The sequence below is a fragment of the Kitasatospora sp. NPDC088548 genome (assembly GCF_044753005.1).
Taxonomy (GTDB): Bacteria; Actinomycetota; Actinomycetes; order Streptomycetales; family Streptomycetaceae; genus Kitasatospora.
Genome location: NZ_JBIVMI010000003.1, coordinates 1 through 26,487 on the forward strand (window position 1 = coordinate 1; position 26,487 = coordinate 26,487).

The following is a 26,487-nucleotide window of genomic DNA, read 5'->3' on the forward strand; positions in this document are numbered from 1 at the left end:
GGTTACATTCCGAACCCGGAAGCTAAGCCTCACAGCGCCGATGGTACTGCAGGGGGGACCCTGTGGGAGAGTAGGACGCCGCCGAACAATCATTCGAGAGAAGCCCCCGCCGGGTGAACCGGGCGGGGGCTTCTCTGTTGTAAGGTCAATGTGCAAAAGTCGTCACACGGTACAGGAGGCTCCCGGGTGGAGGTCCAGGAGACGCGGGTCCAGACCGATCGCGTCCTCACCATCCCCAACCTGCTGAGCATGGGCCGGCTGGTCGGTGTTCCGCTCTTTCTCTGGCTGATCCTCTGGCCGGTGTTCGACGGGCCGAACAACGACGGCTGGGCGCTGCTGATCCTGATGCTGAGTGGCATCAGCGACTACCTGGACGGCAAGCTCGCCCGTAGGTGGGGGCAGATCAGTCGGGTCGGCCAGCTGCTCGACCCGCTGGCGGACCGGCTCTATGTCCTCTCCACTCTGGTCGGCCTGACCTGGCGTGAGATCCTGCCGTGGTGGGTCACGGGCATCCTGCTCGCGCGTGAACTGTTTATCCTGGCGCTTCTGCCCATTCTGAACCGGCATGGTTATGGGCCGCTTCAGGTGAGTTTTCTGGGGAAGGCCGCGACATTCAATCTGATGTACGCGTTTCCGCTTCTCCTGCTCGGCGTCGGCGACAGCTGGATCTCGCGGCTGGCCGAGGCCGTGAGCTGGGCCTTCATCTGGTGGGGGACCACGTTGTACTGGTGGGCCGGTATTCTTTACGCCGTTCAGGCGCGGCGGATCATCCGGGCCGGCGCCGCGTCCACAGGCTGAGACGTGATCTGAGAGAAGTGCCACGGCGACACGGTGCGTCGGACGATATCTTCCGGGTAGAAGAACCTCTGGAACGGTTTGATGGACCTGCAGGTCCACCACCCCGAAGGAGGACGCACCCGTAATGAAAGCCGTTGTAATGGCAGGGGGCGAAGGCACCCGGCTCCGCCCGATGACCTCCAGCATGCCGAAGCCGCTGCTTCCCGTGGCCAACAGGCCGATCATGGAGCATGTGCTTCGGCTGCTGAAGCGGCACGGCCTCTCCGACACCGTCGTCACCGTGCAGTTCCTGGCCTCACTGGTCAAGAACTACTTCGGTGACGGCGAAGAGCTTGGAATGCATCTGACATATGCCAACGAGGAGACGCCGCTCGGCACTGCGGGGAGTGTCAAGAACGCCGAGGACGCGCTGAAGGACGACTCCTTTCTGGTGATCTCCGGTGACGCGTTGACCGACTTCAACCTCACGGAATTGATCGAGTTTCACCGCAGCAAGAACGCACTGGTCACGGTCTGTCTGACCCGGGTGCCGAATCCACTGGAGTTCGGTATCACGATCACCGACGACGAGGGGCGGGTCGAGCGGTTCCTGGAGAAGCCGACCTGGGGTCAGGTCTTCTCCGACACGGTGAACACCGGTATCTATGTCATGGAGCCCGAGGTCTTCGACTACGTCGCCGCGGGGGAGTCCGTCGACTGGTCGAGTGATGTGTTCCCGCAGTTGCTCAAGGAGGGCAAGCCGGTCTACGGCTATGTCGCCGAGGGCTACTGGGAGGACGTGGGTACCCACGAGAGCTACGGCAAGGCCCAGGCGGACGTCCTGGAGGGCAAGGTCGACGTCGAGCTCGACGGGTTCGAGATCTCGCCGGGTGTCTGGGTCGCCGAAGGCGCGGAGGTGGACCCGGAGGCGGTCCTGCGCGGGCCGCTCTACATCGGTGACTACGCCAAGGTCGAAGCCGGGGTGGAGATCCGCGAGCACACGGTGCTGGGCAGCAACGTGGTCGTCAAGCGCGGCGCCTTCCTGCACCGGGCGGTCATCCACGACAACGTCTACATCGGACCGCAGAGCAACCTGCGCGGCTGTGTGGTCGGCAAGAACACCGATGTGATGCGGGCCGCCCGGATCGAGGACGGCGCGGTGATCGGGGACGAGTGCCTGGTCGGCGAGGAGTCGATCATCACGGCCAATGTCCGGGTGTACCCGTTCAAGACCATCGAGGCCGGTGCGGTCGTCAACACCTCGGTGATCTGGGAATCCCGCGGCCAGGAGCACCTGTTCGGGGTGCGCGGTGTCTCGGGCATCCTGAACGTCGAGATCACGCCCGAGCTGGCCGTCCGGCTGGCCGGCGCGTACGCGACGACCCTGAAGAAGGGGGCCACCGTCACCATTGCGCGTGACCACTCGCGTGGTGCGCGTGCACTCAAACGGGCGATGATCTCTGCGTTGCAGACGAGCGCGATCGACGTCCGTGACCTCGAGAACGTGCCGATGCCAGTAGCCCGGCAGCACACCGCGCGCGGGAGTGCGGGCGGGATCTTCCTGCGGACCACGCCGGGGGTGCCGGACTCGCTCGACATCCTCTTCTTCGACGAACGCGGGGCCGACCTCTCCCAGGCCGGGCAGCGCAAGCTCGACCGGGTGTACGCACGCCAGGAGTACCGGCGCGCGTTCCCCGGGGAGATCGGTGATCTGACCTTCCCGTCCAGCGTCTTCGACTCCTACGCGGGTAATCTGCTGCGGACGGTGGACACCACGGGCGTTCGCGAGGCCGGACTGAAGGTGGTCGTGGACACCGCGCACGGCAGTGCCGCACTCGTTCTGCCGAGCATCCTCGGCCGGCTCGGGGTGGAGGCGCTCACCGTCTCCAGCGGGCTGGACGAGTCCAGGCCCACCGAGGACGCGGAGGAGCGCAGGGCCGGGCTGGCCAGGCTGGGCGAGCTGGTGGCGTCGTCCCGGGCGGCTTTCGGCGTGCGCTTCGACCCGGTGGGCGAGCGGGTGGCGTTCGTGGACGAGCTGGGCCGGGTGATCGACGACGACCGGGCCCTGCTCGTGCTGCTCGACCTGGTCGCGGCCGAGCGCCGCAGTGGCCAGGTGGCGCTCCCGGTGACGACCACCAGGATCGCCGAGCAGGTGGCCGCGTACCACGGCACCCAGGTCTGCTGGACGACGACTTCGCCGGACGACCTCGCCAAGGCGGCCGCGGCCGACGGCACGGTGTTCGGCGGGGACGGGCGCGGCGGCTTCGTCGTGCCGGAGTTCAGCGGCGTACTGGACGGTGCGGCGGCGTTCGTCCGCCTGGTCGGCCTGGTGGCCCGGACCCAGCTCACGCTGAGCCAGATCGACGCGCGGATCCCGCAGGCGCACATCCGGCGCCGGGACATCGCCACGCCGTGGGCGGCGAAGGGCATGGTCATGCGCTCGGTCGTGGAGGCGGCCGGTAGCCGGCGGCTCGACACCACCGACGGTGTGCGGGTGGTCGAGGCCGACGGGCGCTGGACGCTGGTGCTGCCGGACCCGGCCGAGGCGATCACCCACCTCTGGGCGGAGGGCCCGGACGACGCGGCGACCGAGGCGCTGCTGGACGAGTGGGCCGCAGTGGTCGACGGGGCCGGGCGGTGACGGCCGGGGCCTGAGAACCGCGGTCAGGACAGCGGGGCGGTACGGGATGTCCCGTACCGCCCCGCTGTCCGTTTTCGCACTCTTGGTCATGATCCGTCGCTTATGGCGTGTGTGCAGGTCAGGGGGTGTGCGCGGGGTCCTCCGCCGACATGGGACGATGGTCCGCATGCCAGCGACGCCGACACCGGGTGCCCGTAACGGACGGTACAACCGTCCGGACGCCTCGATGTCCCTGCTGACCAATGTGATGGACCACAGTCTGGACGAGGGCTATGCCGAGGCGGCCGCGGCGCAGGGCGGTGACCGCGACAGCCGGATACCGGGCACGGCCCGGGGCCTGCTCACGCTGGGTGCCGGGCTGGCCCTGGTCGGGGCCGTGGTGACGGTGGGCGCGGTCAACGCGCACAAGGCCGAGCCGACGCTGGCCAAGGAACGCGACGCGCTGATCCAGCGGATCAACGACAGCAACGGCTCGGTGGACCACCTCCAGCAGCAGGTCCAGGACCTGCGGCGGAAGGCCGACAATGCGCAGCAGCAGGCGCTGGACTCGGGGGACACGGATCCGGCCGACCTGGCGGGCACCGTCGGGCTCGGGGAGGTCGCCGGGCCGGGCGTGAAACTGGTGCTGGAGGACGCGAGCGGCACCGGCGCGGGCGGGAACGTCGATCCGCGCGCCGGGCAGGGCTTCTCCAACAGCGGCCGCCTCCGGGACCGAGATCTTCAACTGGTGGTGAACGGCCTCTGGGAGTCCGGTGCGGAGGCGGTGTCGATCAACGGGCAGCGGCTCACCGCGCTCTCGGCGATCCGGGCGGCCGGCGAGGCGGTGCTGGTCGACAACCGGCCGCTGGTCCCGCCGTACAACGTGCAGGCGCTCGGGGACGGTCCGAAGCTGGTCACCGCCTTCGAGGGCAATATGGCGGGCCAGTACCTGCGGCTGCTCCAGGAGAAGTACGGCATCAAGTCGACGATCTCGGCGCAGAAGAAGCTGACCCTGCCGGCGGCGGTCGGCGTCACACTGCGGACCGCCCAGCCGGCCACGCCCGAGCCGGCGCCGACGGCGAGCCCGTCGGCCGCCCCCGGCTCCTCGGCCTCCGCCGGTGTGCCACCGTCCGCCAGTGGCTCGGAGAGCCCCTCCGCCGGGGCCTCGTCGAAGGCCACGCCCAGCGGGCAGCCCTCGGGCAGGCGCACGCCGACCACCTCCGCCAGGACCGCGACAGCCCACACGCCCACGGCGGCCACAAGCGGGCCGCCCTCCTCCGCAGGGACAGGAGCAGCTAGACCGTGATTGCCGTACTGGGTCTCGTGATCGGGGTGGTCGTCGGGCTCTTCGTCCAGCCCGAGGTGCCCGACGCCGTCGTGCCGTATCTTCCGATCGCGGTGGTGGCGGCGCTGGACGCCGTCTTCGGTGGCGTCCGGGCCATGCTGGACGGGATCTTCAACGACAAGGTGTTCATCGTCTCGTTCCTGTCGAACGTGGTGGTCGCGGCGCTGATCGTCTTCCTCGGGGACCAGCTGGGCGTCGGCTCGCAGCTGTCCACCGGCGTGGTCGTCGTCCTCGGTATCCGCATCTTCTCGAACGCCGCTGCGATCAGGCGCCATGTCTTCCGTGCCTGAGCCGGACCGCGGGCCGGCGGACGGGAACATGGACGAAAGGGCAGGAAACGGCGTGCGCGAGGGCAGCGGCGAGGGGCCTGAGAAGGCGGCGGGCAAGGCGCCGGAGCGGATTCCGGAAGGGCCCGTCGCGGGGTCTGGGTCGTCCGACCAGGGGAACGGCGGCCAGGCCGAGCAGGAGGCCGAGGGGCGGCCGGCGAAGCCTGAGGCCAAGGCTGAGGTCGAGGCGGCGGCCGAGCCCGCCGCGCCTGCGCCGCAGCCGGTGGCGGTGCCCGGGCCGGAACCGGCCGCCGGGACGGCGCCCGAGGCGGAGCGGGTACGAGCGGCGGAGGAGCCGGCCGAACCCGGGGCGGAACCGGACGCCGACGACCGCGGTGCGGGTCGGCGGCGCCTGAAGGCGGCGCTCTGGCCGCCGCGCCTGTCGCGCGGCCAGCTGGTCGTGGCGGTGCTGCTGTTCTCGCTCGGTCTGGCGCTGGCGATCCAGGTGCGTTCGACGAACGACCACCACAGCCAGCTGCGTGGCGCACGCCAGGAGGATCTTGTTCGTATCCTCGACGAACTGGACAGCCGCCAGCAGCGTCTCCAGCAGGAGAAGGCGGAGCTCGAGCAGTCCCTGGCCAAGTTGGAGAACAGTTCCAACCAGGCCAAGGAGGCCCAGGAACAGACCAGGAAGAAGGTGACGGAGCTCGGCGTGCTTGCCGGGACCGTCAAAGCCACTGGTCCGGGCATCGTACTGACGGTCGATGATCCCCAAGGGCAGGTGAAGGCAGATATGCTGCTGGACACCCTGCAGGAACTCCGAGCGGCGGGGGCGGAGGCGATTCAGATCAACGATGTGCGTGTGGTGGTCAACACCTACTTCACCGACGTGTCCGGCGGCGGCGTGCAGATCGACGGCAAGAAGGTCTCGCAGCCCTATCGGTTCACCGTCGTGGGGAACCCGCAGGACCTCACACCCGCGCTGAACATCCCGGGGGGTGTGGTCCGTACCCTGGAGAGCCATCAGGCGCGGGCGACCATCTCCCAGCAGCAGAAGGTGGTCGTCGACGCTCTCGTCGATCTGAAGACACCGCAGTACGCCAAGCCGGCTCCGAAGTGACGGGGCACCTGTCGAACGGTCCGTCACCCGCGGGCGGCCCCCGGTACGGGAGGCCGCCGTCGCGTGGGCGAGACTGGTCCACACCAGCACACGCCGGAACACCACCCGTCGGAGTACCACTCCAGCCGGCCCGATCCATGACCGGGCCCGCAGCCTGTCCGAGGTTCTCACCCTGCCCCGCGGGCGGGTCTGTCACACGCAAGGGGATTCGCCCGTGAGTTTCTTCTCGAAGTTGTTCGGTCGCAACAAGGGCCGTGACGCGGCCGCCGTCGAGGCGCCCACCGCGCGTCACCGCCGCGCCGACGAAGAGCCCGCCGTGCCGGGCATGCGCTCCGCCCCAGAGGGGGCGGACTACGCCGAGCGGCCGTTGTTCCGGGACGGTGCCGGCGCCCAGTACGCGGGAAATTCCGCGGGCTACGGCGCGTCGGTTGACCCCTCCGGCGCCCCGCGCATAGGTTTCCCGTCAGGACCCTCAACCTCTGGTGGAGGGTTTGCCCCGGACCCGTATGCCGGGCACAACCCGTCGGGTGTGCCGCGCCAGGAGGCTGTGAACATGGCTGGCCCCATTCCGTGCCCCAGGTGTGGCAACCAGAACCCGGCTGCGGCCCGCTTCTGTTCCAACTGCGGTATGGCGCTGCGCGGTGGCGCGCTGCCCGAGGGGGCGGCGGAGACCACGTCGACCATCTCGATCTCCGGCCTGGAGTCGTACGACCCCAACACCACCACCGGCACCGGCGCCACGCCGGCCCTGTCGGCGGAGGTGCTGTCGGCGATCGACGCGCTTCCGCCGGGCTCGGCCCTGCTGATCGTCCAGCGCGGCCCGAACTCGGGCAGCCGGTTCCTGCTGGACTCGGACATCACCACGGCCGGACGTCACCCGCAGGGTGACATCTTCCTCGACGACGTCACGGTCTCGCGGCGGCACGTGGAGTTCCGCCGCACCCCGGCCGGCTTCAGCGTCGCCGACGTGGGCAGCCTCAACGGCACCTACGTCAACCGGGAGCGGATCGACGAGGTGTCGCTGAACAACGGCGACGAGGTGCAGATCGGGAAGTACCGGCTGGTGTTCTTCGCCGGCCATAACCGGGGGTACTGACCCCAACGTTGGCAGGAGCCCGAGTGAGTGCGAACACCCCTTCATCTCTCGGGGCGGCCAACCCCGCGTCGTCCGGTTCGCAAGCGGACCAGACCGTGCGCGGGGTGGTCGCGGCCCCCAGGCGCCCGATCCACTCGGACCGGGTGGCCGGGGGTGGCCGACGGCGCGCCGGCGACGAGCTGCTGAGCATCGGAGCGGTGCTGGCCTTCCTGCGGGACGACTTCCCCGAGGTCACCATTTCCAAGATCAGGTTCCTGGAGGCGGAGGGCCTGGTCGAGCCGCAGCGCACACCCTCGGGGTATCGCAAGTTCAGTCCGGCCGACGTCGAGCGGCTGGCGTACGTGCTGCGGATGCAGCGCGACCACTATCTGCCGCTACGGGTGATCCGCGAGCACCTGGACGCGATCGAGCGCGGCGAGAACCCGCCCGCGCTGCCCCCTGCCGACGCCAGGCCCGGGCCGATGGAGGAGGCGGACCGCGAGCTGGTGGCGGCCGCCGAGGCCTCGACCGGGGTCCGGCTCGGCCGGGCCGAGCTGCTGGCCGCCGCCGAGGCGGGCGAGGGCGAACTGGCCGAGTGGGAGTCGTACGGGCTGGTCGCACCCGGTCCGGACGGCGGCTACGACGGCGAGGCGCTGCAGGTGGCCCGGCTGGTCGCGGAGCTGGGCCGGTACGGCCTGGAACCGCGCCACCTGCGGGCCATGAAGGCCGCCGCGGACCGCGAGATCGCGCTGGTCGAGCAGGTCGTGGCGCCGCTGCGGCGGCACCGGAACCCACAGACCAGGGCCCACGCCGAGGCCACCGCCAGGGAGCTGGCCACGCTCTCCGTGCGGCTCCACGCGGCCATGGTCCAGGCCGGCCTGCGAATCCGCTCGTAGCCTGCCCCACCGCGCTGACCAGCGCCGTCGACTCTGCGCTTTCATATCCGGGTCGAGGGCCATAGGGTTGCCTGTGTGAATGAGCTCGACGTCGTGGGTGTCCGGGTGGAGATGCCTTCCAACCAGCCGATCGTGCTGCTGCGGGAGGTCGGGGGCGATCGGTACCTGCCGATCTGGATCGGCCCCGGCGAGGCGACCGCGATCGCCTTCGCCCAGCAGGGCATGACGCCTGTGCGCCCGCTGACGCACGACCTCTTCAAGGACGTCCTGGAGGCGCTCGGCCAGCAGCTCACCGAGGTGCGGATCACCGATCTGCGGGAGGGCGTGTTCTACGCCGAACTGGTCTTCGCCGGCGGGGTGGAGGTGAGCGCCCGGCCGTCCGACGCGATAGCGCTGGCGCTGCGGACCGGCACGCCGATCTACGGGAGCGAGGAGGTGCTCGCGGAGGCGGGCATCGCGATCCCGGACGAGCAGGAGGACGAGGTCGAGAAGTTCCGCGAGTTCCTCGATCAGGTGTCGCCCGAGGACTTCGGCGGCAGCGGTCCGCAGTAATGCGGAGACCTGGCGGGGCGGGCGTTCGGTCATTTTGCCAAAAGGCGACTACTTACCCACACTAGGGGCACGAAAAACCACTCTCCCGAGTGACGCGGTTTATCCCGCTCGGCGTGGCGATCGTTGACGGGCCATAGGGGACTGCCTACCGTCAGGAGTGGTTGTCAGGGTGTCTCTCGCCCGCAGCCTGGGTTGCCCGCAGGACGAGTGGACGGAGGTAGGCATGATCAGCACCGGCGATGAAGCGGCCGTGGGAGGCCTGTGCGCCGTGCACATGTCGCGCACCGCTCGCAGCGTGGCTGACCTGCACCGGCCGGAGCTGCCCCGGGTGGGCCGGTTCCCCGCCGTACAGCCGGGCCAGCCGGCCATCGAGCGCCTCGCGCCGACCTCCGAGCTGATCGGCTACCGGGGCCCGACGGCCTGTGCCGCGGCCGGGATCACCTACCGCCAGCTGGACTACTGGGCCCGGACGGGGCTGCTGGAGCCGAGCGTCCGGTCGGTGTATCCGGCGAGCAGCCAGCGGCTGTACAGCTTCCGCGACATCCTGCTGCTGAAGATCGTGAAGAGGCTGCTGGACGCGGGTGTCTCGCTGCAGAACATCCGGGTGGCGGTCGCCCATCTGCAGTCCCCGGAGGTCACCGGGCTGGCCGGGCTGACGCTGATGTGCGACGGCGCGACGGTGTACGAGTGCACCACGCCGCAGCAGGTGGTCGATCTGCTCAAGGGCGGTCAGGGTGTCTTCGGCATCGCGGTCGGTGCGGTCTGGCAGGAGCTGGAGCGGTCCCTCGGGCGGCTGCACGCCGAGCGTACGGACACCGGTGAGACCGTGATCGGACAGGACCCGGCGGACGAGCTGGCGCAGCGCCGCAACCGCGCGGGCTGACGCGGGAGCTGACGAGGCCGCGGGCCCGGACGGGGAACCGTCCGGGCCCGCGGCCTCGTCGTGCCTGGTGAACCGATCACGGGAGGGCATGTGCGGTCCGGCTCCGGCATACCTGGTCTGCTGAGGCGGCGGGCGTTGCGGCTCGGCGTCCGGCTGCGGCGGCGGCGCACCCAGCGCAGGATCTTCCAACTCGCCACCAGCTGCTGTTCGTTGGCCCTGGCGCCGAGCGCCTGGCTGTGGATGTCGGCGGGGGACCGGGTGGGCACGGTGGAGAGCGCGCCCACGGCACCGGTGGCGGTGGTCTTCGGCGCGGGGCTCTTCGACGGCAAGCCGTCGCCGTATCTGGCCCACCGACTGGACGCGGCGGTCGACCTGTACCGGCTGCAGAAGGTCCAGGCGATCCTGGTCACCGGTGACAACGGGCGGGACAGCTACGACGAGACCGACGCGATGCGGCAGTACCTGGTCGAGCACGGGGTGCCCCAGGTGCGGGTGGTGGGCGACTACGCGGGCTTCGAGACCTGGGACTCCTGCACCCGGGCGCACCGGATCTTCGGGGTTGACCGGGCGGTGCTGGTCAGCCAGGACTTCCACGTCCGGCGGGCGCTGGCGCTCTGCGAGGCGGCGGGCATCGACTCCTACGCGGTCGGGGTACCGGAGCTGCACGACGCCACCTGGCTGTACGGCGGGCTGCGGGAGATCCCGGGAGCGGGAAAAGCGGCGCTGAACGCCTGGCTGCGGCCGGATCCGGTGTTCCTCGGCCCTGCGGAAGAGGGCATTCCGCAGGCACTGGCCGACGCGGGGTCGGTCGCGGGGCAGCGCTGACCCCGGGCGGCGTCGATCCAGCGTGGCATCGGTCCAGGTTGGCAGGCTCCCCGGCGGTTGGTGACGGCCGACGGGTGACGGGCGGCGGCCGGGTTCGTACGGACTGTCGGACCCGTGCGGCATGATCGGCGAGTGCGGTCACTGCCGAGCATCATCCACCTCGACATGGACGCCTTCTTCGCGGCGGTGGAGCAGGCGGCCAAGCCGAGCCTGCGTGGAAAGCCGGTGATCGTCGGTGGGCTGGGCGGGCGTGGCGTCGTCTCCACCGCTTCGTACGAGGCGCGGAAGTTCGGGGTGCATTCGGCGATGCCGATGGCCCAGGCGCGCCGGCTCTGCCCCAACGCGGCGTTCCTGTCCGGGCGGTTCGAGGCCTACCGGCAGGTGAGCGAGATAGTGATGGGCCTGCTGCGCGAGCTGTCGCCGCTGGTGCAGCCGCTCAGCCTGGACGAGGCGTTCGTCGACCTGGAGGCCGGCCCGTACGGACCGGCGCTGGCGGCGGCGGACCACGCGACGGGGGAGCGGCTGGTGCTCGCGCTGGCGGAGGACCTGCGCGCGGACATCCACCGGCGCACCGGGCTGACCGCCTCGGTCGGGGCGGCCGGGTCCAAACTGATGGCGAAGATCGCCTCCGAGCAGGCCAAGCCGGACGGGCTGGTGCTGATCGAGCCCGGCCAGGAGCGCGCGGTGCTCGGGCCGATGCCGGTGCGGGCCCTGCCCGGTGTCGGGCCGGCCACCGAGCAGGTGCTGCGCCGGGCCGGTCTGAACACCGTGGCCGATCTCGCGGAGGCGGGGGAGGCCGAGCTGGTGCAGTTGCTCGGCAGGGCCCACGGCGCCGGTGTGTTCCAGATGTCGACAGGGCTGGACGACCGGCCGGTGGTGGCCGACCAGGACGCCAAGTCCGTCTCGGTGGAGGACACCTTCGAGGTGGACCTGGCTGACCGGGAGCGGGTGCTGCGCGAGGTGGAGGTGCTGGCGGCGCGGTGCGTGCGCCGGTTGCGGGCGGCCGGGCGTTCGGGCCGGACGGTGGTGCTGAAGGTCCGCCGGTTCGACTTCTCCACGCTGACCCGCTCGGAGACGCTGCGCGGCCCGACGGACGACGAGACGGTGATCACCGAGACGGCCCGCCGACTGGCCGGCCAGGTGGACATCACCGGCGGGGTGCGGCTGCTCGGTGTCGGGGTCTCGCAGCTGGCCGACTACACCCAGGAGGACCTGTTCGCGCAGGCCGTCCGGGAGGAGTCTGCGGAGCGGGAGGCGGACGAGGACGAGACGACCGGTGCGGAGCCCGAGCCGGTGGCGGCCGGGGTGCGGCACTGGATGCCCGGGCAGGACGTCCGCCATGCCGGGTTCGGGCCGGGCTGGGTCCAGGGCAGTGGCGTCGGCCGGGTGACCGTCCGGTTCGAGACGCCGTGGAGCGGGCGGGGCCGGGTGCGGACCTTCGCGGTGGACGATCCGGCGTTGGAGCCGGCCCGGCCGCTGCCGCTGCGCGGGGACGAGGGGGCTCCCGACGACGGGGAGGCGGGTCGGGCCGAAGGCTCGGCAGGGGACGGCTGAACATACGAAGCGGCCCCACCCGGCGGGGGATCCGGGTGGGGCCGCGTGCCGTGCCGGGCCTCGGACGGCCGCGATGCCCTCGTCGACCGTTCGGGGTCCGGTCCCCCGCGCCCTGTCCCTGAGCGCGGGGGTGGACGCCTCGTCAGGCGTCGGTCTTCACCAGCTCGGGGCTGGAGGCGTGGTTCGCCGCGGAGCCCTGGGCCACGATGGTGGCGGGCTTGACGCTGCGGATCAGGAAGGGGACGGCGCCGGCGACCACGCAGACCGCGGCGGCGGTCCAGAACGCGTGCTTGTAGGCGTCCAGGGTGGGGAGCGAGACCGGGATCGGCAGCTTCATGGTGTCGCCGGTCAGGATGGCGGCCATCACGGCGGTGCCGATCGCGCCACCGACGGTGCGCAGCACGGCGTTCATGCCGTTGGCGATGCCGCTCTGCTCGACCGGGACGGCGCCGTTGATGTAGGCGGGCATCGCCGAGAAGGCGAGGCCGATGCCCAGACCGAAGATCGCCGAGGCGGTGTAGATGTCGGCCTCGTGGCTGTGCCGCAGGGCCAGGTAGGCCATCGCGACGGCGCCGAGGACGCCACCGAGGACCAGCGGGAGGCGGGGGCCGCGGCGGGCGATCAGCAGGGCGCCGAGCGGGGCGGCGACCATCGAGCCGAGCGCGGAGGGCAGCAGCATGATGCCGGCGTGCAGCACGGTGGCGGTGAAGCCGTAGTGGGCGAGCTTCTCAGGGGTCTGGGCGAAGTTGCTGATCACCATGAACGAGCCGTACATGCCGAAGCCGATCAGCAGGCCGGCCAGGTTGGTGAAGGCGACGGCCGGGCGGGACATCATCGTCATGTCGACCAGCGGGTGCTTGACCTTGACCTCGATGACGCCCCAGATCAGGGCGACCACGGCGGCGACGGCGAACAGGCCGAGCGTCTTGGTGGAGGTCCAGCCCCAGTGGTTGCCCTGGCTGACCGCGACCAGCAGGGCGGAGAGCCAGCCGGCCAGGGTGATCGCACCGAGCGGGTCGGCGCCGCCGTCCTTGTCGGTGACCGGGTCGGCGGGCACCCGGAAGGCGACCAGGGCGACCGCGAGCAGACCGAAGACCAGGCCCATCCAGAAGATCGACTTGTAGCTCCAGTGCTCCAGCAGCAGGCCGGTGGCGACCAGGCCGAGGCCGCTGCCGACGCCCATCGACGCGCTGATCGCCGCGACGCCGCCGGTGACCTTCTGCTTGGGCAGTTCGTCACGGACGATGCTGATGGCCAGCGGCAGCACGCCACCGCCGGCGCCCTGGAGGACGCGGGCGACGACCAGCCAGGTGAAGGAGTGGGTGGTGACCGCGAGTGCGGACCCCGCCACCAGGCCGGCCAGCGAGATCAGCAGCATCGGCTTGCGGCCGCGCAGGTCGCCGAAGCGCCCCAGCAGGGGGGTCAGCACGGCGGCGGAGAGCAGGTTGGCGGTCATCAGCCAGGTGATGCTGGAGCCCGAGACGCCGAGCTCCTTGGCCAGCGAGGGCAGGATCGGAACGACCGCGGTCTGCACCACGCTGAACGACAGCATCGCCAGGATGAGGGCCGGCAGGACCCGGGCGCTGCTTGGCTTCGTGGTGGTGGGCTGTGGTGCCTCACTCACGGTTGCTTCCTCCTGTACATGGTGAATGAACTGAAGTAACCATGCAGGGGGATACTTCAGTGTGTCAAATATCGATTGGTGAAGCTTTGGCAAAGTCGAGGACCCCGGGCCGCGGCGGCCCGGGGTCCTGCTGATGTCCGGTTCAGATGAGCGGCCGGACCGGAGCCTCGCGGGCCGGTTCGTCCACCGCACGGGCGGCTGTGGCCGGGTGCGGAGTGTGGGCCGCCGGGGGTACGGGCGTGTGGACGGACGCCGTCGCGGGGGGCGGGGCGGGCGCGGTGGCGTCGTGCACCTCGATGTGCTCGCGCCGCAGCTCGTCGCGGATCACCTCCTCGGTGGTGTACCGCTCGACCACCAGGCGGACCCGCTCGACGGGCGCCAGGTACTTGCGGACCACCGGGCGCTCCTCGCGCAGCGTGACCTCCTCGACGGACTCGGCGATCTCCTTGTTGGTGATGAGCGCGCGCTCGGCCTCGCTGACGGGCGTCCGCTCCACCCGGACCCGCTCGCGGACCACGGGGACGCGGTGCTCCACCGCCTCGGTGATGACGTACTTGCGCAGCTTCGCGGTGCCCAGGACGTGCCACTCGGTGGTGACCTCCAGCCGTTCCTCGCGGCAGGTGAGCTCCACCGGGCTGCCGAGCGCGGGCGGGGCCGGCCGTGCGGCGTCGACCGGGGCGCCGTCGACGACTGGGGCGCCGTCGACGGCCGGAGTGTCGGGCTCCGTGGTCTGCGGCCGGGGCGCGGCGGCGGGCGCGGTGGCGGTGCCGGCTCCCGAGGCGGTCTCCCGGGCGGGTCCGGACGGCTTGCCGAGGTCGACCGCCGGGGTGGTGGCGTGCTTGGCGGGCGCGGTGTCGGCGGAGTGGAAGGCGAGCGGCCCGGCGGGGGGCGCGGCGTCTGCGGAGTGGAAGGAGAGGTGCTTGGCCGGAGCCGCGGCGGTGGACGCGACGCCTGCGGCCGCGCCCGCCCCCGCCGCGTCGGCGGCCTTCTCCGCCGGGGGGACGGCGCCGAAGTCCAGGTCGGCCGGCTGGTCGGTGTCGGGCCCGGAGCGGTCGTCCGCCGGGGTGTCGAGTCCGTAGTAGCGGTAGAGCTGGAGTTCCTGGGCCGGTGAGAGGTGCTGGCCCACGCCGAAGTCCGGTGACTCCTTCACCAGGGACTTGTCGTACGGCACCCGCAGCTCGTCGCCGGAGAACTCGCTGGTGGTCAGCGGGACGAAGGCGTCCCGGCCGAAGATGCCGGTCCGGACGGCGGCCCACTCCGGCTGGCCGGTGGCGTCGTCGAGGTACACCTCGTCGACCGTGCCGATCTTGTCTCCGTTGCGGTCCACCGCCTTGTGGCCGATGAGGTCCCGGGGATCGATATCGGTTTGCACTCTTTCCTCCCGTGCAGCTGTTCCTGCGGAACGCCGTAGGCCGGCGGTTTGAGCACCCGTTCCCTCCGCCACTTCACACCAAAAGCCATGAACCAGACATACGCGAGCCGGGTGCAGCCGTCCGGGCCGGGTGCTCCGCTGTACGGGTCACGGGTGAAGTGGCCGAGTGACCTGACGTACCCGTGATCGGAGGGCTTCCCGCTGGTACCCTGGGCGCGACCGCCGAGCCCGCTCGGGAGAGTCCCCGACCGCGAAAACCGCTGGTCGAGGCGCCGAAGGAGCAACTCCTCCCCGGAATCTCTCAGGCATCCGTACCGTGTGGGATAGGTCACTCTGGAAAGCAGGGCAGGACCGCCGGCGAGGGAGCCGGCGGCCACCACCCTCACCGACGGTGCAAGCCGACGGTGCGCCCACAGCGCACCGTGCGGGTGAAGCTCTCAGGTCCCGATGACAGAGGGGGAGGCCTGTCGGGTTCGTCCGCCCGGGCCGAGCCGCTGTCCGCAGCGATCGGAGCCGTCCGGCGTGCGGACCCCCGCCGGTCCGTGACCAGGAGGCCTCGACCACCATGAACGCCCAGCCGAACGCCGGACGCTCCACCAGCGCCGCGACCCTCACCGAGCTTGAGCAGGCCAGCCCCTTCGAGACCCGCCACATCGGCCCCGACGCCGCCGCGCAGGAGAAGATGCTGGCCCAGGTCGGCTACGGCTCGCTGGACGAGCTCGCCGCCACCGCCGTGCCCGAGGCGATCCGCTCCATCACCGGTCTGGACCTGCCCGCGGGTCGCAGCGAGGCCCAGGTGCTCGCGGAGCTGCGCGAGCTGGCCGGCCGCAACCGGGTGCTCCAGCCGATGATCGGCCTGGGCTACTACGGGACCTTCACCCCGCCGGTGATCCTCCGCAACGTCCTGGAGAACCCGGCCTGGTACACCGCCTACACGCCGTACCAGCCGGAGATCTCGCAGGGCCGCCTGGAGGCGCTGATCAACTTCCAGACCCTGGTCTCCGACCTGACCGGCCTGCCCACCTCCGGCTCCTCGCTGCTCGACGAGGGCACCGCGGCCGCCGAGGCGATGGCGCTGGCCCGCCGCGTCACCAAGGTCAAGGGCGGTGTCTTCCTGGTCGACGCCGAGACCCTGCCGCAGACCCTCGCGGTGGTCAACACCCGCGCCGTGCCGACCGGGGTCGAGGTCGTCGTCGCCGACCTCTCCGCGGGCATCCCGGCCGAGATCGTCGAGCGCGGTGTCTTCGGCGTGCTGCTCCAGTACCCGGGTGCCACCGGTGTGGTCCGCGACCTCACCCCCGTCATCGAGCAGGCCCACGGCCTCGGCGCGATCGTCGCCGTCGCCGCCGACCTGCTGGCGCTCACCCTGCTGAAGTCCCCGGGCTCGCTCGGCGCCGACATCGCCTGCGGCACCTCGCAGCGCTTCGGGGTGCCGATGGGCTTCGGCGGCCCGCACGCCGGCTACCTCTCGGTGCGCGCCGAGTACGCCCGTTCGCTGCCCGGCCGCCTGGTCGGCGTCTCCGTCGACGCCGACGGCAACCGCGCCTACCGCCTGGCGCTGCAGACCCGTGAGCAGCACATCCGCCGCGAGAAGGCGACCAGCAACATCTGCACCGCCCAGGTGCTGCTCGCCGTGATGGCCTCGATGTACGCCGTCTACCACGGCCCGGACGGCCTGGCGGACATCGCCCGGCGCACCCACCGCTACGCCGCCGCCCTCGCCGAGGGCCTGCGGGCCGGCGGCGTGGAACTGCTGCACGGCGAGTTCTTCGACACCGTCACCGCCGTCGTCCCCGGCCGCGCCGCCGCGATCGCCGAGGCCGCCCGCGAGCACGGCATCAACGTCTACCAGGACGGCGAGGACCGGATCTCGGTCTCCACCGACGAGACCACCACCCGCGAGCACCTGGCGGGCGTCTGGGCCGCGTTCGGCGTCGAGGGCGTCGAGGTCGCGGAGGGCGCCGACGCGCTGCCCGCCGCGCTGCTGCGCGAGGACGAGTACCTGACCCACCCGGTCTTCCACAGCCACCGCTCGGAGACCGCGCTGCTGCGGTACCTGCGCCGCCTGTCGGACCGGGACTACGCGCTGGACCGCGGCATGATCCCGCTGGGCTCCTGCACCATGAAGCTCAACGCGACCACCGAGATGGAGCCGGTGACCTGGCCCGAGTTCGGCCAGCTGCACCCCTTCGCGCCGATCGACCAGGCGCAGGGCTTCCTCACCCTGATCCGTCAGCTGGAGCAGCAGCTGGTCGAGGTGACCGGCTACGACGCCGTCTCCATCCAGCCGAACGCCGGCTCCCAGGGCGAGCTGGCCGGCCTGCTGGCCGTCCGCGCCTACCACCACGCCAACGGCGACACCCAGCGTGACGTCTGCCTGATCCCGTCCTCCGCGCACGGCACCAACGCGGCCTCCGCCGTGATGGCCGGCATGCGCGTGGTCGTGGTCAAGACCCTGGTCGACGGCGACGTGGACGTCGAGGACCTCAAGGTCAAGATCGAGAAGCACCGCGACAGCCTCGCCGTGCTGATGGTCACCTACCCGTCCACCCACGGCGTGTACGAGACCCAGATCACCGACATCTGCGCGGCCGTGCACGAGGCCGGGGGCCAGGTGTACGTGGACGGTGCCAACCTGAACGCCCTGGTCGGCCTCGCCAAGCCGGGCAAGTTCGGCGCGGACGTCTCGCACCTGAACCTGCACAAGACCTTCTGCATCCCGCACGGCGGCGGCGGCCCCGGCGTCGGCCCGGTCGCGGTGCGCGGGCACCTCGCGCCGTACCTGCCCAACCACCCGCTCCAGGCGGAGGCCGGCCCGGCCACCGGCGTCGGCCCGATCTCGGCCGCGCCCTGGGGCTCGGCCGCCATCCTGCCGATCTCCTGGGCGTACGTCCGGCTGATGGGCGGCGAGGGGCTCAAGCACGCCACCCAGGTCGCGGTGCTGAACGCCAACTACATCGCCAAGCGGCTGGCCCCGCACTTCCCGGTGCTCTACACCGGCCCCGGCGGCCTGGTCGCGCACGAGTGCATCATCGACCTGCGCCCGCTCACCAAGGAGACCGGCGTCTCGGTGGACGACATCGCCAAGCGCCTGATCGACTACGGGTTCCACGCGCCGACGATGTCGTTCCCGGTGGCCGGCACCCTGATGATCGAGCCGACCGAGTCCGAGGACCTGCACGAGATCGACCGGTTCTGCGACGCGATGATCGAGATCCGGGCCGAGATCGAGAAGGTCGGCTCGGGCGCGTGGGCGGCCGAGGACAACCCGCTGCGCAACGCCCCGCACACCGCAGCCGCCCTGGCCGGCGACTGGGCGCACGGCTACTCGCGGCAGGAGGCGGTCTTCCCGGCCGGCGTCAACCCGGCGGACAAGTACTGGCCGCCGGTCAGCCGGATCGACGGCGCGTACGGCGACCGCAACCTGGTCTGCTCCTGCCCGCCGCTGGACGAGTACGGCTCCTGACGTAGCCCGGACGGCACAGGCAGGGCCCCGGCGGAACGTTCCGCCGGGGCCCTGCCCCGTCCTGTGTCGCCCCGGCCGTCTACGCGGCGTGGGCGACGGCGCGGCGCGGGGCGATCACCCGGCCGTCGGGCAGCAGTTCGCCGGTGTCCTCGAAGAGCAGGACGCCGTTGCAGAGCAGGCTCCAGCCCTGCTCCGGGTGGCAGGCCACCGGTACGGCCGCCTCGCGGTCCTCGGATTCGGCCGACGGGCACTCAGGACGGTGCTGGCACATTCGCGTACCCTCGCTTCGCTCTGCGATCCACCCCGTGGTGCGGCCGACGGATGACCATCGGGAGCCGCCGCGGTAGCCGGATCCTGTCCGGCGCCGGGCCAGGTGTGGGCCGGCGCTCAAGTGGGTAGGACAGGGGGTCCTTCCACGCTGGTTCCCAGTGTCGGCATCCGGGGACGATCGCGCAGCGATTTCGTGACACGCGCCACAACCCCCGGGCAGAGATCACCCGTTCAGGTGGCGTAGCGGGTGAATCACCCCCGGACGGGCCATCGTCCGGCTGGCCCGGGAAGGCCATGCCCGATGGCCCGCCCGGGTGGGCGGGCATGGCGGTGGGGTGCCGTGGGGGGCCTCAGGGCGAGCCGAGCAGCAGCGACCCGGCGAGCGGTGTCCGTGCCAGGGCCGCCAGCAGGTCGCCGGCCGGATAGGCGCGGTGCGCGGTGACCCCGAGCGGGGCCGGTGCCAGCGGGATCAGCAGGTCCGAGGCCGGGCCGGCGTCCGGGCTGTGCAGCCACAGCGCCGTCGCGTACTGGCCGGGGAAGGTCAGCAGTCTGGGCTGCTGCCGGGCCCGGGAGGACTGGGCGAGCTGCCAGGCCTGGCGCAGGGCCCGGACGGTGGAGTCCAGGTACGGCCCGGCGGTGAAGTGGGAGAAGGCGTGGCCCTCCACGCCCTGTACGACCTCCGCCGCGGCGGCGACCTCGGGTCCGTCCTTGATCAGGAAGCGCCAGCCCGTTCGCCGGGCGGCGCGGAGTTCGGGGCGTGGCCCGTCCAGGACGTAGACCGCGAGCGGGTGTGCGGGGAGCAGTGGGCCGGCCGGGTGGAGCAGCGCTGCGGCGGCGGGTTGGCGCAGCGCGGTCTCCGAGTCGAGCGCGGCGAGGACCGCGCGCAGGGCACTGGGCGGGGGCTGGGGGGTCTGCAGAGTCATGGCGAGGTCGCCTCTCCGTGCGAGATCGGCGTGCGAGTGCGGCATACCGGCGTGGCGCGGTGTGTCATCGGTGACGGGACCTGGCCGTGTCCGGTTGTGCATGATCGCGGTGCCGGCGCGGCTGCTGCAGTCGACGAGGGCTTCGGAGCAGTAGCAGACCGGCCGGAGCGCAGTGCAGTGCGAATTCTACTCGAACAGGTGCGCAGGGTGACCTGTTTATCACAGGCGGTGTCGCCGGGCAAGTCGGCAGATGCGCTGAAAGTCCATCAGTTTCCTTGCATTGCAAGCCATTCGAAGCTCTCGGGTATCGATCTTCCAGGCGGGCATGATGCTTGCACGGTCGGTCGGCCGGGTGGGCTCAGGAGGAGGGGACCATGGGCGAGAAGGTCGTGGCGACGCGGGCGGACCTGTCGGACCGACAGCAGTACCGCCGCAAGCTGCAGTCCTGTCTCGACGCGCTGGGGCGGATGCTGCGCGAGGAGCGCTTCGACCGCCCGCGAGCGGTGGTGGGCCTGGAGATCGAGCTCAACCTGGCCGACGAGCAGGGTCTTCCGGTGATGCGCAACGCGCAGGTGCTGAGCTCCATCGGCTCCAGTGACTTCCAGACCGAGCTGGGCCAGTTCAACATCGAGGTCAACATCACCCCGCACCGGCTCTGCGGGCACGTCTTCGAGGAACTGCGGGAGGAGATCGACACCGGGCTGCGCTACGCCGACCGGCGGGCCGCCGAGGCCGGGGCCCGGATCGTGATGGTGGGCATCCTCCCGACCCTGGAGCACGACCACACCGGGCTGGACGCGATGTCCCACAACCAGCGCTACAGCCTGCTCAGCGACCAGATCGTGGCGGCCCGGGGCGAGGACATCACCCTGGACATCGAGGGCGTCGAGCGTCTCCAGCTGGAGTCGATCACCATGGTGGCCGAGGCCGCCGCGACCTCCCTGCAGTTGCATCTGCAGGTCACCCCCGAGCGGTTCTCCTCGGTCTGGAACGCCGCCCAGGCGTTCTGCGGCCCGCAGCTCGCGCTCGGCGCCAACTCGCCGTTCCTGTTCGGACGGGAGCTGTGGCGGGAGACCAGGCCGGTGCTCTTCCAGCAGGCCTGCGACACCCGTACGGCGGAGCTCAAGGCACAGGGCGTGCGCCCGATCACCTGGTTCGGCGAGCGCTGGGTGGACTCCGCCTACGACCTGTTCGAGGAGAACCTCCGCTACTTCCCGGCGCTGCTGCCGATCTGCGACGACGAGGACCCGGCCAAGGTGCTCTCCTCCGGCGGGATCCCGAGGCTGGCCGAGATGCGCCTGCACAACGGCACCATCTACCGCTGGAACCGCCCGGTGTACGACGTCAGCGACGGCGTGCCGCACCTGCGGGTGGAGAACCGGGCGCTGCCGGCCGGCCCGACGGTGGCCGACACCCTGGCCAACGCGGCCTTCTACTACGGGCTGGTCCGGGTGCTGGCCGAACAGCCGAAGCCGATCTGGACCAGGCTGCCGTTCGACCGGGCGGACGAGAACTTCCAGCAGGCCGCCCGGTACGGCATCGACGCCGTCTTCCAGTGGCCGCAGCGCGGCCGGGCCGGGCGGGCCGGCGGGCTGGCCACCGTCTCCGCCGTGGACCTGGTGCTCAACGAACTGCTGCCGATGGCGTACCAGGGACTGGACGAGTGGGGCGTGGAGCCCGCCGACCGGGACCGCTACCTCGGCATCATCGAGCAGCGCTGCCTGCGCCGCGTCAACGGAGCCTCCTGGCAGAGCGCGACCTTCCACCGGCTGCGCGAGCAGTTCGGGATGGACCGGTCGGCCGCGCTCGCCGCGATGACCCGGCGGTACATCGAGCACATGCGCGGCGGCGAGCCGGTGCACACCTGGCCGGTGGGCTAGGAGCAGCCCTGTGGCAGGATGACCGCTCCGGCGGTCGGCCGACGGCCGGAGCGACGCCCGCCCGCTGGAGCCCCCCGTGACCACCGTCCCGACCGCACCGGAGACCGCGACGCCCACGCGCCGGCTGCTCGGCGTGGAGCTGCTGACCGTCCTCGGGCTCTCGCTCGGGGCCAGCGGCATCGCCGCGCTGATCAGCTTCACGGGTTCGCTCACCGAGCCGCTCAAGCTCGGCCAGCAGGTCGCCACCCTGAACGGCTCGCGCGCCCCCGGCCGGCCCTGGCTGGACCTCACCTGGCAGCTGTACTACATCGGACGCGGCCTGATGCCGGTCGTACTGGTCGGCTATCTGCTGGTGCGCGAGGGCGCCGCGCTGCGGGTGCTCGGCTTCGACCTCGGGCAGAAGCTGAAGGACCTCGGCCGGGGCGCCGCCGTCGCCGCCGCGATCGGCGGCTCGGGGCTCGCGCTCTACCTGGCCTCCCAGGCGGCCGGCTACAACCTGACGGTGGCGCCCTCCGGGCTGCCCGACGTCTGGTGGCGGATCCCGGTGCTGCTCGCCTCCGCCTGGCAGAACGCGATCCTGGAGGAGGTGGTCGTCCTCGGCTACCTGCTGCGCCGGCTCGGGCAGCTGGGCTGGTCCTGGCCGGCCGCGCTGGTGGCGAGTTCGGTGCTGCGGGGCTCGTACCACCTGTACCAGGGGGTCGGCGGGCTGATCGGCAACATGGTGATGGGCGCGGTGTTCTGCCTGCTGTACCGGCGGTGGGGGCGGGTGATGCCGCTGGTGGTGGCGCACGCGCTGATCGACACGGTGGCCTTCGTCGGGTACGCGCTGCTGGCCGGGCACGTCAGTTGGCTGCCGACCGGCTGACCGGGAACGGGACGGCCGGGGTGCGCGGCGGGCGGGCGAGCAGCCGGTCCACGTGCCGGCGTTCGAGGCCCTGGCCGGGGTCGATCGGCAGCAGGACGCGGTCGCGCCGCCAGAGCGCCCGGCGGACCAGGCAGCCGGGGATGACGTCGTCGACCCAGGCGAACGGACGGCCCGCGGCGTACCGCAGCAGGGGTGCCCACTTGTGGGCGGAGAACAGGTCCATCAGCGGCACCCGCGGGTCGCCGGGCTGCGGGACGTAGCCGGCGAAGCGGACCACCGGGAGGCGGGGCAGGCCGATCGCCGGGGCGATGTGGATGTTGGCTTTCTCCTCCCACGTGGTCGCCCAGACGAGTTCGTAGGTGCCGGCCAGTTCGCGCAGCCACTCGCCGTGCCGGGCCGAGAGCAGCACGCTGTAGCCGAGCAGGGTGTGCGTGTCGAAATCGTTCTCCGGGCCGGGACAGACCGGGTTGAGCACACCGTCGACGTCCAGGAAGAGCAGTGGTTTCGGCATCGGGCGCCCCAGGTTCGACTCCGTCGTTTCCTGGTCGGACGCGGGACGCCCCGCCGGTGGTTGCCACCGGCGGGGCGTACGGGTCAGGTGGGGCGCTCAGCGGACGGCGGTGGCCTCCGTACCGGTCGGCACGGCGGCTTCGGCGGGCCGGGCGGCGCGCCGGGAGAGTTGGCGGACCTGCGGCTCCAGCAGGACGACGGCGCTGAGCAGCAGACAGAGCACCGCACAGGCCCAGAGGGCGCCGGAGAGGCCGAGCGCGTCGGCGGCCGGGCCGGCCAGGGCCGTTCCGACCGGTGCCAGGGAGAGCGAGCCGAGCTGGTCGTAGGCGGAGACCCGGGAGAACATCTCGGCCGGGATCTCCTGCTGCAGGGCGATCATCCAGTTGACGCCGAACACGGTGACCCCGGCGCCGGACAGGAACATCACGGCAACCAGGACCGGCAGCGGCGCGGCCACGGCCAGGGCCAGGGCGGGCAGGCCGAAGAGGAAGACGCCGTAGTTGCCGACGAGCAGGATCCGGCGCGGCTGCCAGCGGACCATCACCAGGCCGGTCACGACCAGGCCGATCCCGTGCGCGGCCAGCGCCAGACCCCAGTCGCCGGCGCCGCCGAGCTGCTCCTTGGCGACGATCGGCCCGTAGACCGCGTCCACTGCGGTGATGCACGCCATCAGGACGGCGAACTGGAGGACGATCACCCAGAGCCAGCGCCGGGAGGCGAACTCCTGCCAGCCCTCGCGCAGATCGCGCAGCATGCCGGGCCCGGCGCCGGCGGTGGGCGCGGCCTCCGCCTCCAGGAGGAAGCGCAGGCAGGCGGCGACCAGGAAGCAGCCGGCGTCCAGCGCGAGCACCCAGCCGGGGCCGACGGCGGCGGTCAGGGCGCCGCCGAGCGCCATACCGCCGATCTGGGCCGAGTTGAGGGCCATCCGGAAGACCGAGAACGCCCGCCCGGCGTGCTCCGTCGACACGCTCTGCATGATCATGCCCTCGGAGGCCGGGGCGTAGAAGGCGTGGCCCGCGCCGCCGGCGGCGGAGAGCAGCATCAACTGCCAGAGCTGGACGTGGCCGGAGAGGACGAGGGCGGCCAGAACGGCCTGGGAGAGGGCGTTGAACAGATTGGCCGCGACCATGACGTGGTGGCGCGGCAGCCGGTCGGCGAGGGCGCCGCCGACCATCAGCAGCAGGACGACCGGCACCAGACGGGCCGCGGTGACATACCCGACCTCGGCGGTGGAGCCACCGCTGTCCATGACGGCGAAGGCGGTGGCGATCGGGGCGCCGGCGTTGCCGAGGCCGCTGATCACGGTGGCGGCGGTCTGGATGCGGTAGTTGCGGCCGGCCCAGGGGAAACGGGGGCGGCGTGCGGGTTGGCTGGGCACCTGGAGACTATGCCGGGCGAACTGTCAGCTGTCCAGCGGGTTTTCGAGCCTTACCGGCGGTGGTGGGGCGGGTACGGGGCGGGGCGCGGGGCAGGCCCTATCCGAGGTGGCCGTGGAGGAAGCTGAGGGTGCGCCGCCAGGCCGTCCGGGCCTGGAGCGGGTCGTAGCCGCCGAGCGGGTTCTCGTCGTTCATGAAGGCGTGCCCGGCCGGGTAGAAGTGGATCTCGGGGCGGACGTCGGTCGCCTCGCCGATGCGGATCGCCGCCTCGTCCACGGCCGCCATCGGGATCGAGCGGTCCCGCTCGCCGAAGTGGCCGAGGACGTGCGCGGTCAGGCCCCGGTAGTCGAAGTCCTGGTCCGGCGGGAGCCCGTAGAACGGGACCACGGCGGCCACCCGGTCGCCCGCCGCGGCGCCGAGCAGCAGGGCGAAGCCGCCGCCCATGCAGAAGCCGACCACCCCGACGGCGTCCCCGACCACGCCGTCGAGCCCGAGCAGGAAGTCGACCGCGCCGCCGAGGTCCGCCACGGCCCGCTCGACCGGCAGCTCGCGCCTCAGCCGGGCGGCCTCCGCGCTGTCGTGGGTGGTGGCACCGCCGAACAGGTCGGGCGCGAGGACGGTGAAGCCCTCGGCGGCGAAGCGGTCCGCCATGGTCGCGATGTGCGAGGTGAGCCCCCACCACTCCTGCACCACCACCAGGCCGGGGCCGACGCCCTGCGGCGGACGGGCCAGATAGCCGTGGGCCCGACGCCCGTTGCTCGGGAAGGTGACGTTCTGCCGGGAGCCGCCCTGATCAGGCATGGCTTCCTCTCGGTGGGACGGGCCGCGCGGCGCGGCGACGACTGCGGGGGCCTGTACGTCAGCCCATCTCCTCCAGGGCGCGGCCCTTGGTCTCCTTGATGCAGAAGGCCACGAAGGGGATCGAGAGCAGCGCGAAGGCGGCGTAGACGACGTACGTCGCCGACAGGTTCCAGTCGGCGAGGTCGGGGAAGGTGACGGTGATCGCCCAGTTGGCGATCCACTGGGCCGAGGCGGCGACCGACAGGGCGAGCGCCCGGATCCGGTTGGGGAACATCTCGCCGAGCAGGACCCAGACCACCACGCCCCAGGAGAACGCGAAGCAGAACACGAAGACGTGCGCGGCGACCAGCGCGACCGTGGCGTGGGTGTTGTCCAGCGTGGCGGTGTCGCCGGTGCCGTGCCGGTAGGAGAACGCCCAGGCGGCGGTGGACAGCGCGATCGCCATGCCCGTCGAACCGGCCAGCGCCAGCGGCTTGCGGCCGATCCGGTCCACCAGCGCCATCGCGACCACCGTTCCGATGACGTTGATGATCGAGGTGGAGAGGCTGATCAGCAGTGAGTTGGCCTCGTTGATGCCGACGGACTGCCAGAGGAAGGACGAGTAGTAGAAGATCACGTTGATGCCGACGAACTGCTGGAACACCGAGGCGCCGATGCCGACCCAGACGATCGGCAGCAGCCCGAACCGGCCGCCCAGCAGGTCCTTCGGCCGGGGCTTGTGGGTGGACTCCAGCACCGCCCGGATCTCGGCGACCCGGGCGTCCAGGTCCACCCCCGCGCCCTCCACCTCCAGCAGCACCTTGCGCGCCTGCTCCTCGCGGTGGTCGGCGATCAGATAGCGCGGAGACTCCGGGATGGCCAGCGCCATCAGGCCGTACACCAGCGCCGGGACGGTCTCCACACCGAGCATCCACTGCCAGGCCTGGATACCGCCGAGGTGGCCGGTGGACTCGCCGCCGGCGGCCTGGTTGAGCGCCCAGTTGGCGAGCTGGGAGACGGTGATGCCGAGCACGATCGCCATCTGCTGGAAGGACGCGAGCCGGCCGCGGTAGGCGGTCGGGGCGACCTCGGCGATATAGGTGGGCGCGATGACGGAGGCGATGCCGATCGCGATGCCACCGACCACCCGCCAGGCCGCGAGCACCTGGATGCTCGGCGGGAACATCGAGCCGGCACCGCTGATCGCGAAGAGGGTCGCGGCGAGCAGCATGGTGCGGACCCGGCCGAGGTGATCGGCGAGCCGGCCCGCGATGACCGCGCCGGCCGCCGAGCCGAGCAGCGCGATGGCCACCACGAAGGCGGTCTCGCTGTTGCCCACCCCGAAGTGCCGCTGGATGCCCGTCACCGCGCCGTTGATCACCGCACTGTCGTAGCCGAACAGGAAGCCGCCCATCGCGGCGGCGGCGGAGATGAACACGACGTGCCCGAGGTGCGCCTCGCCGGACGCCTGATGACTGTCGAGTGTGGACATGCGCGCTCCCCGAGTG

At 71.6% G+C, this 26,487-nt stretch carries 22 protein-coding genes, 1 rRNA gene and 1 riboswitch; of the genes, 15 read left to right on the top strand and 8 right to left on the bottom strand.

Going from position 1 to position 26,487, the window contains the following annotated elements; genetic code table 11:
- The 12 genes from rrf to ACIP82_RS05525 form a co-directional block, all read left to right on the top strand.
- Nucleotides 1–87, top strand: a 5S ribosomal RNA gene (rrf, locus tag ACIP82_RS05470); the annotation flags it as partial.
- 99 nt (nt 88–186) lie between these two features.
- On the top strand, nt 187–798 hold the full coding sequence (locus ACIP82_RS05475) for a CDP-alcohol phosphatidyltransferase family protein (RefSeq protein WP_363609165.1): 612 nt from the start codon (nt 187–189) through the stop codon (nt 796–798).
- A 124-nt stretch (nt 799–922) separates the two neighbouring features.
- Entirely contained in the window at nt 923–3,418 is a 2,496-nt protein-coding gene (locus tag ACIP82_RS05480; protein WP_363609163.1) for a sugar phosphate nucleotidyltransferase, read from the top strand.
- A 166-nt stretch (nt 3,419–3,584) separates the two neighbouring features.
- Nucleotides 3,585–4,703, top strand: a complete 1,119-nt coding sequence (locus tag ACIP82_RS05485; protein ID WP_400651170.1) for a DUF881 domain-containing protein — start codon at nt 3,585–3,587, stop codon at nt 4,701–4,703.
- The gene (locus ACIP82_RS05490) at nt 4,700–5,032 is read left to right on the top strand and encodes a small basic family protein (RefSeq protein WP_030062488.1); all 333 of its coding nucleotides are present in this window, start codon (nt 4,700–4,702) and stop codon (nt 5,030–5,032) included. The genes ACIP82_RS05485 and ACIP82_RS05490 overlap by 4 nt, the downstream gene beginning before the upstream one ends.
- A gap of 52 nt (nt 5,033–5,084) precedes the next feature.
- Complete coding sequence (locus ACIP82_RS05495; RefSeq protein WP_363609159.1) at nt 5,085–6,128, top strand: DUF881 domain-containing protein; 1,044 nt, start codon at nt 5,085–5,087, stop codon at nt 6,126–6,128.
- 214 nt (nt 6,129–6,342) lie between these two features.
- On the top strand, nt 6,343–7,224 hold the full coding sequence (locus ACIP82_RS05500) for an FHA domain-containing protein (RefSeq protein WP_363609173.1): 882 nt from the start codon (nt 6,343–6,345) through the stop codon (nt 7,222–7,224).
- Between the two features lie 182 nt (nt 7,225–7,406).
- Nucleotides 7,407–8,099 carry a MerR family transcriptional regulator gene (locus ACIP82_RS05505; protein WP_363609171.1) on the top strand — a complete coding sequence of 231 codons (693 nt, stop codon included), beginning with the start codon at nt 7,407–7,409 and terminating at the stop codon, nt 8,097–8,099.
- A gap of 75 nt (nt 8,100–8,174) precedes the next feature.
- Complete coding sequence (locus ACIP82_RS05510; RefSeq protein WP_030303568.1) at nt 8,175–8,651, top strand: bifunctional nuclease family protein; 477 nt, start codon at nt 8,175–8,177, stop codon at nt 8,649–8,651.
- Between the two features lie 223 nt (nt 8,652–8,874).
- Nucleotides 8,875–9,534: a MerR family transcriptional regulator gene (locus ACIP82_RS05515; RefSeq protein WP_363609157.1), complete on the top strand. Its 660-nt coding sequence runs from the start codon at nt 8,875–8,877 to the stop codon at nt 9,532–9,534.
- Between the two features lie 90 nt (nt 9,535–9,624).
- Nucleotides 9,625–10,359: a vancomycin high temperature exclusion protein gene (locus ACIP82_RS05520; protein WP_400651179.1), complete on the top strand. Its 735-nt coding sequence runs from the start codon at nt 9,625–9,627 to the stop codon at nt 10,357–10,359.
- Between the two features lie 132 nt (nt 10,360–10,491).
- On the top strand, nt 10,492–11,913 hold the full coding sequence (locus ACIP82_RS05525; RefSeq protein WP_400651181.1) for a DNA polymerase IV: 1,422 nt from the start codon (nt 10,492–10,494) through the stop codon (nt 11,911–11,913).
- Nucleotides 11,914–12,055: 142 nt separating this feature from the next.
- On the opposite strand, the gene ACIP82_RS05530 is transcribed toward ACIP82_RS05525, so the two are convergent.
- A complete protein-coding gene (locus ACIP82_RS05530; protein WP_400651184.1) occupies nt 12,056–13,537 on the bottom strand; it encodes an MFS transporter in 1,482 nt (493 codons plus the stop codon).
- A 142-nt stretch (nt 13,538–13,679) separates the two neighbouring features.
- A complete protein-coding gene (locus ACIP82_RS05535) occupies nt 13,680–14,909 on the bottom strand; it encodes a PRC and DUF2382 domain-containing protein (RefSeq protein ID WP_400651186.1) in 1,230 nt (409 codons plus the stop codon).
- Between the two features lie 223 nt (nt 14,910–15,132).
- A riboswitch (glycine riboswitch) is annotated at nt 15,133–15,236 on the top strand.
- A gap of 238 nt (nt 15,237–15,474) precedes the next feature.
- Here ACIP82_RS05535 and gcvP point away from each other — a divergent pair.
- Complete coding sequence (gene gcvP / locus ACIP82_RS05540) at nt 15,475–18,375, top strand: aminomethyl-transferring glycine dehydrogenase (RefSeq protein ID WP_363609149.1); 2,901 nt, start codon at nt 15,475–15,477, stop codon at nt 18,373–18,375.
- A gap of 79 nt (nt 18,376–18,454) precedes the next feature.
- On the opposite strand, the gene ACIP82_RS05545 is transcribed toward gcvP, so the two are convergent.
- Nucleotides 18,455–18,646 (bottom strand): DUF5999 family protein, encoded by a 192-nt coding sequence (locus tag ACIP82_RS05545; protein ID WP_363609147.1) that lies wholly within the window; start codon nt 18,644–18,646, stop codon nt 18,455–18,457.
- 349 nt (nt 18,647–18,995) lie between these two features.
- Nucleotides 18,996–19,568 (bottom strand): hypothetical protein, encoded by a 573-nt coding sequence (locus ACIP82_RS05550; RefSeq protein ID WP_363609145.1) that lies wholly within the window; start codon nt 19,566–19,568, stop codon nt 18,996–18,998.
- 374 nt (nt 19,569–19,942) lie between these two features.
- On the opposite strand from ACIP82_RS05550, the gene ACIP82_RS05555 reads away from it, so the two are divergent.
- Nucleotides 19,943–21,448: a glutamate--cysteine ligase gene (locus ACIP82_RS05555; protein WP_363609143.1), complete on the top strand. Its 1,506-nt coding sequence runs from the start codon at nt 19,943–19,945 to the stop codon at nt 21,446–21,448.
- 76 nt (nt 21,449–21,524) lie between these two features.
- Entirely contained in the window at nt 21,525–22,313 is a 789-nt protein-coding gene (locus ACIP82_RS05560; protein WP_400651191.1) for a CPBP family intramembrane glutamic endopeptidase, read from the top strand.
- Here the strand turns inward: ACIP82_RS05560 and ACIP82_RS05565 are convergent.
- From ACIP82_RS05565 to ACIP82_RS05580, 4 genes are all read right to left on the bottom strand, one after another.
- Nucleotides 22,291–22,824, bottom strand: coding sequence for an HAD domain-containing protein (locus ACIP82_RS05565; RefSeq protein WP_363609140.1), 534 nt, complete (start codon nt 22,822–22,824; stop codon nt 22,291–22,293). The two genes, ACIP82_RS05560 and ACIP82_RS05565, sit on opposite strands and share 23 nt — an antisense overlap.
- 96 nt (nt 22,825–22,920) lie before the next feature.
- The gene (locus ACIP82_RS05570) at nt 22,921–24,201 is read right to left on the bottom strand and encodes an MFS transporter (protein ID WP_363609138.1); all 1,281 of its coding nucleotides are present in this window, start codon (nt 24,199–24,201) and stop codon (nt 22,921–22,923) included.
- Nucleotides 24,202–24,298: 97 nt separating this feature from the next.
- The gene (locus tag ACIP82_RS05575; protein WP_363609136.1) at nt 24,299–25,000 is read right to left on the bottom strand and encodes an alpha/beta fold hydrolase; all 702 of its coding nucleotides are present in this window, start codon (nt 24,998–25,000) and stop codon (nt 24,299–24,301) included.
- 58 nt (nt 25,001–25,058) lie between these two features.
- Entirely contained in the window at nt 25,059–26,471 is a 1,413-nt protein-coding gene (locus tag ACIP82_RS05580; RefSeq protein ID WP_363609134.1) for a sugar porter family MFS transporter, read from the bottom strand.
- Nucleotides 26,472–26,487: the final 16 nt, after the last annotated feature.

Excerpts from the sequence above, each read along its gene's own strand:
- ACIP82_RS05550 (WP_363609145.1), bottom strand. The coding sequence starts at position 19,568 with ATGACTCTGCAGACCCCCCAGCCCCCGCCCAGTGCCCTGCGCGCGGTC.
- ACIP82_RS05480 (WP_363609163.1), top strand. The coding sequence starts at position 923 with ATGAAAGCCGTTGTAATGGCAGGGGGCGAAGGCACCCGGCTCCGCCCG.
- ACIP82_RS05555 (WP_363609143.1), top strand. The coding sequence starts at position 19,943 with ATGGGCGAGAAGGTCGTGGCGACGCGGGCGGACCTGTCGGACCGACAG.
- gcvP (WP_363609149.1), top strand. The coding sequence starts at position 15,475 with ATGAACGCCCAGCCGAACGCCGGACGCTCCACCAGCGCCGCGACCCTC.
- ACIP82_RS05575 (WP_363609136.1), bottom strand. The coding sequence starts at position 25,000 with ATGCCTGATCAGGGCGGCTCCCGGCAGAACGTCACCTTCCCGAGCAAC.
- ACIP82_RS05545 (WP_363609147.1), bottom strand. The coding sequence starts at position 18,646 with ATGTGCCAGCACCGTCCTGAGTGCCCGTCGGCCGAATCCGAGGACCGC.
- ACIP82_RS05580 (WP_363609134.1), bottom strand. The coding sequence starts at position 26,471 with ATGTCCACACTCGACAGTCATCAGGCGTCCGGCGAGGCGCACCTCGGG.
- ACIP82_RS05485 (WP_400651170.1), top strand. The coding sequence starts at position 3,585 with ATGCCAGCGACGCCGACACCGGGTGCCCGTAACGGACGGTACAACCGT.
- ACIP82_RS05515 (WP_363609157.1), top strand. The coding sequence starts at position 8,875 with ATGATCAGCACCGGCGATGAAGCGGCCGTGGGAGGCCTGTGCGCCGTG.
- ACIP82_RS05565 (WP_363609140.1), bottom strand. The coding sequence starts at position 22,824 with ATGCCGAAACCACTGCTCTTCCTGGACGTCGACGGTGTGCTCAACCCG.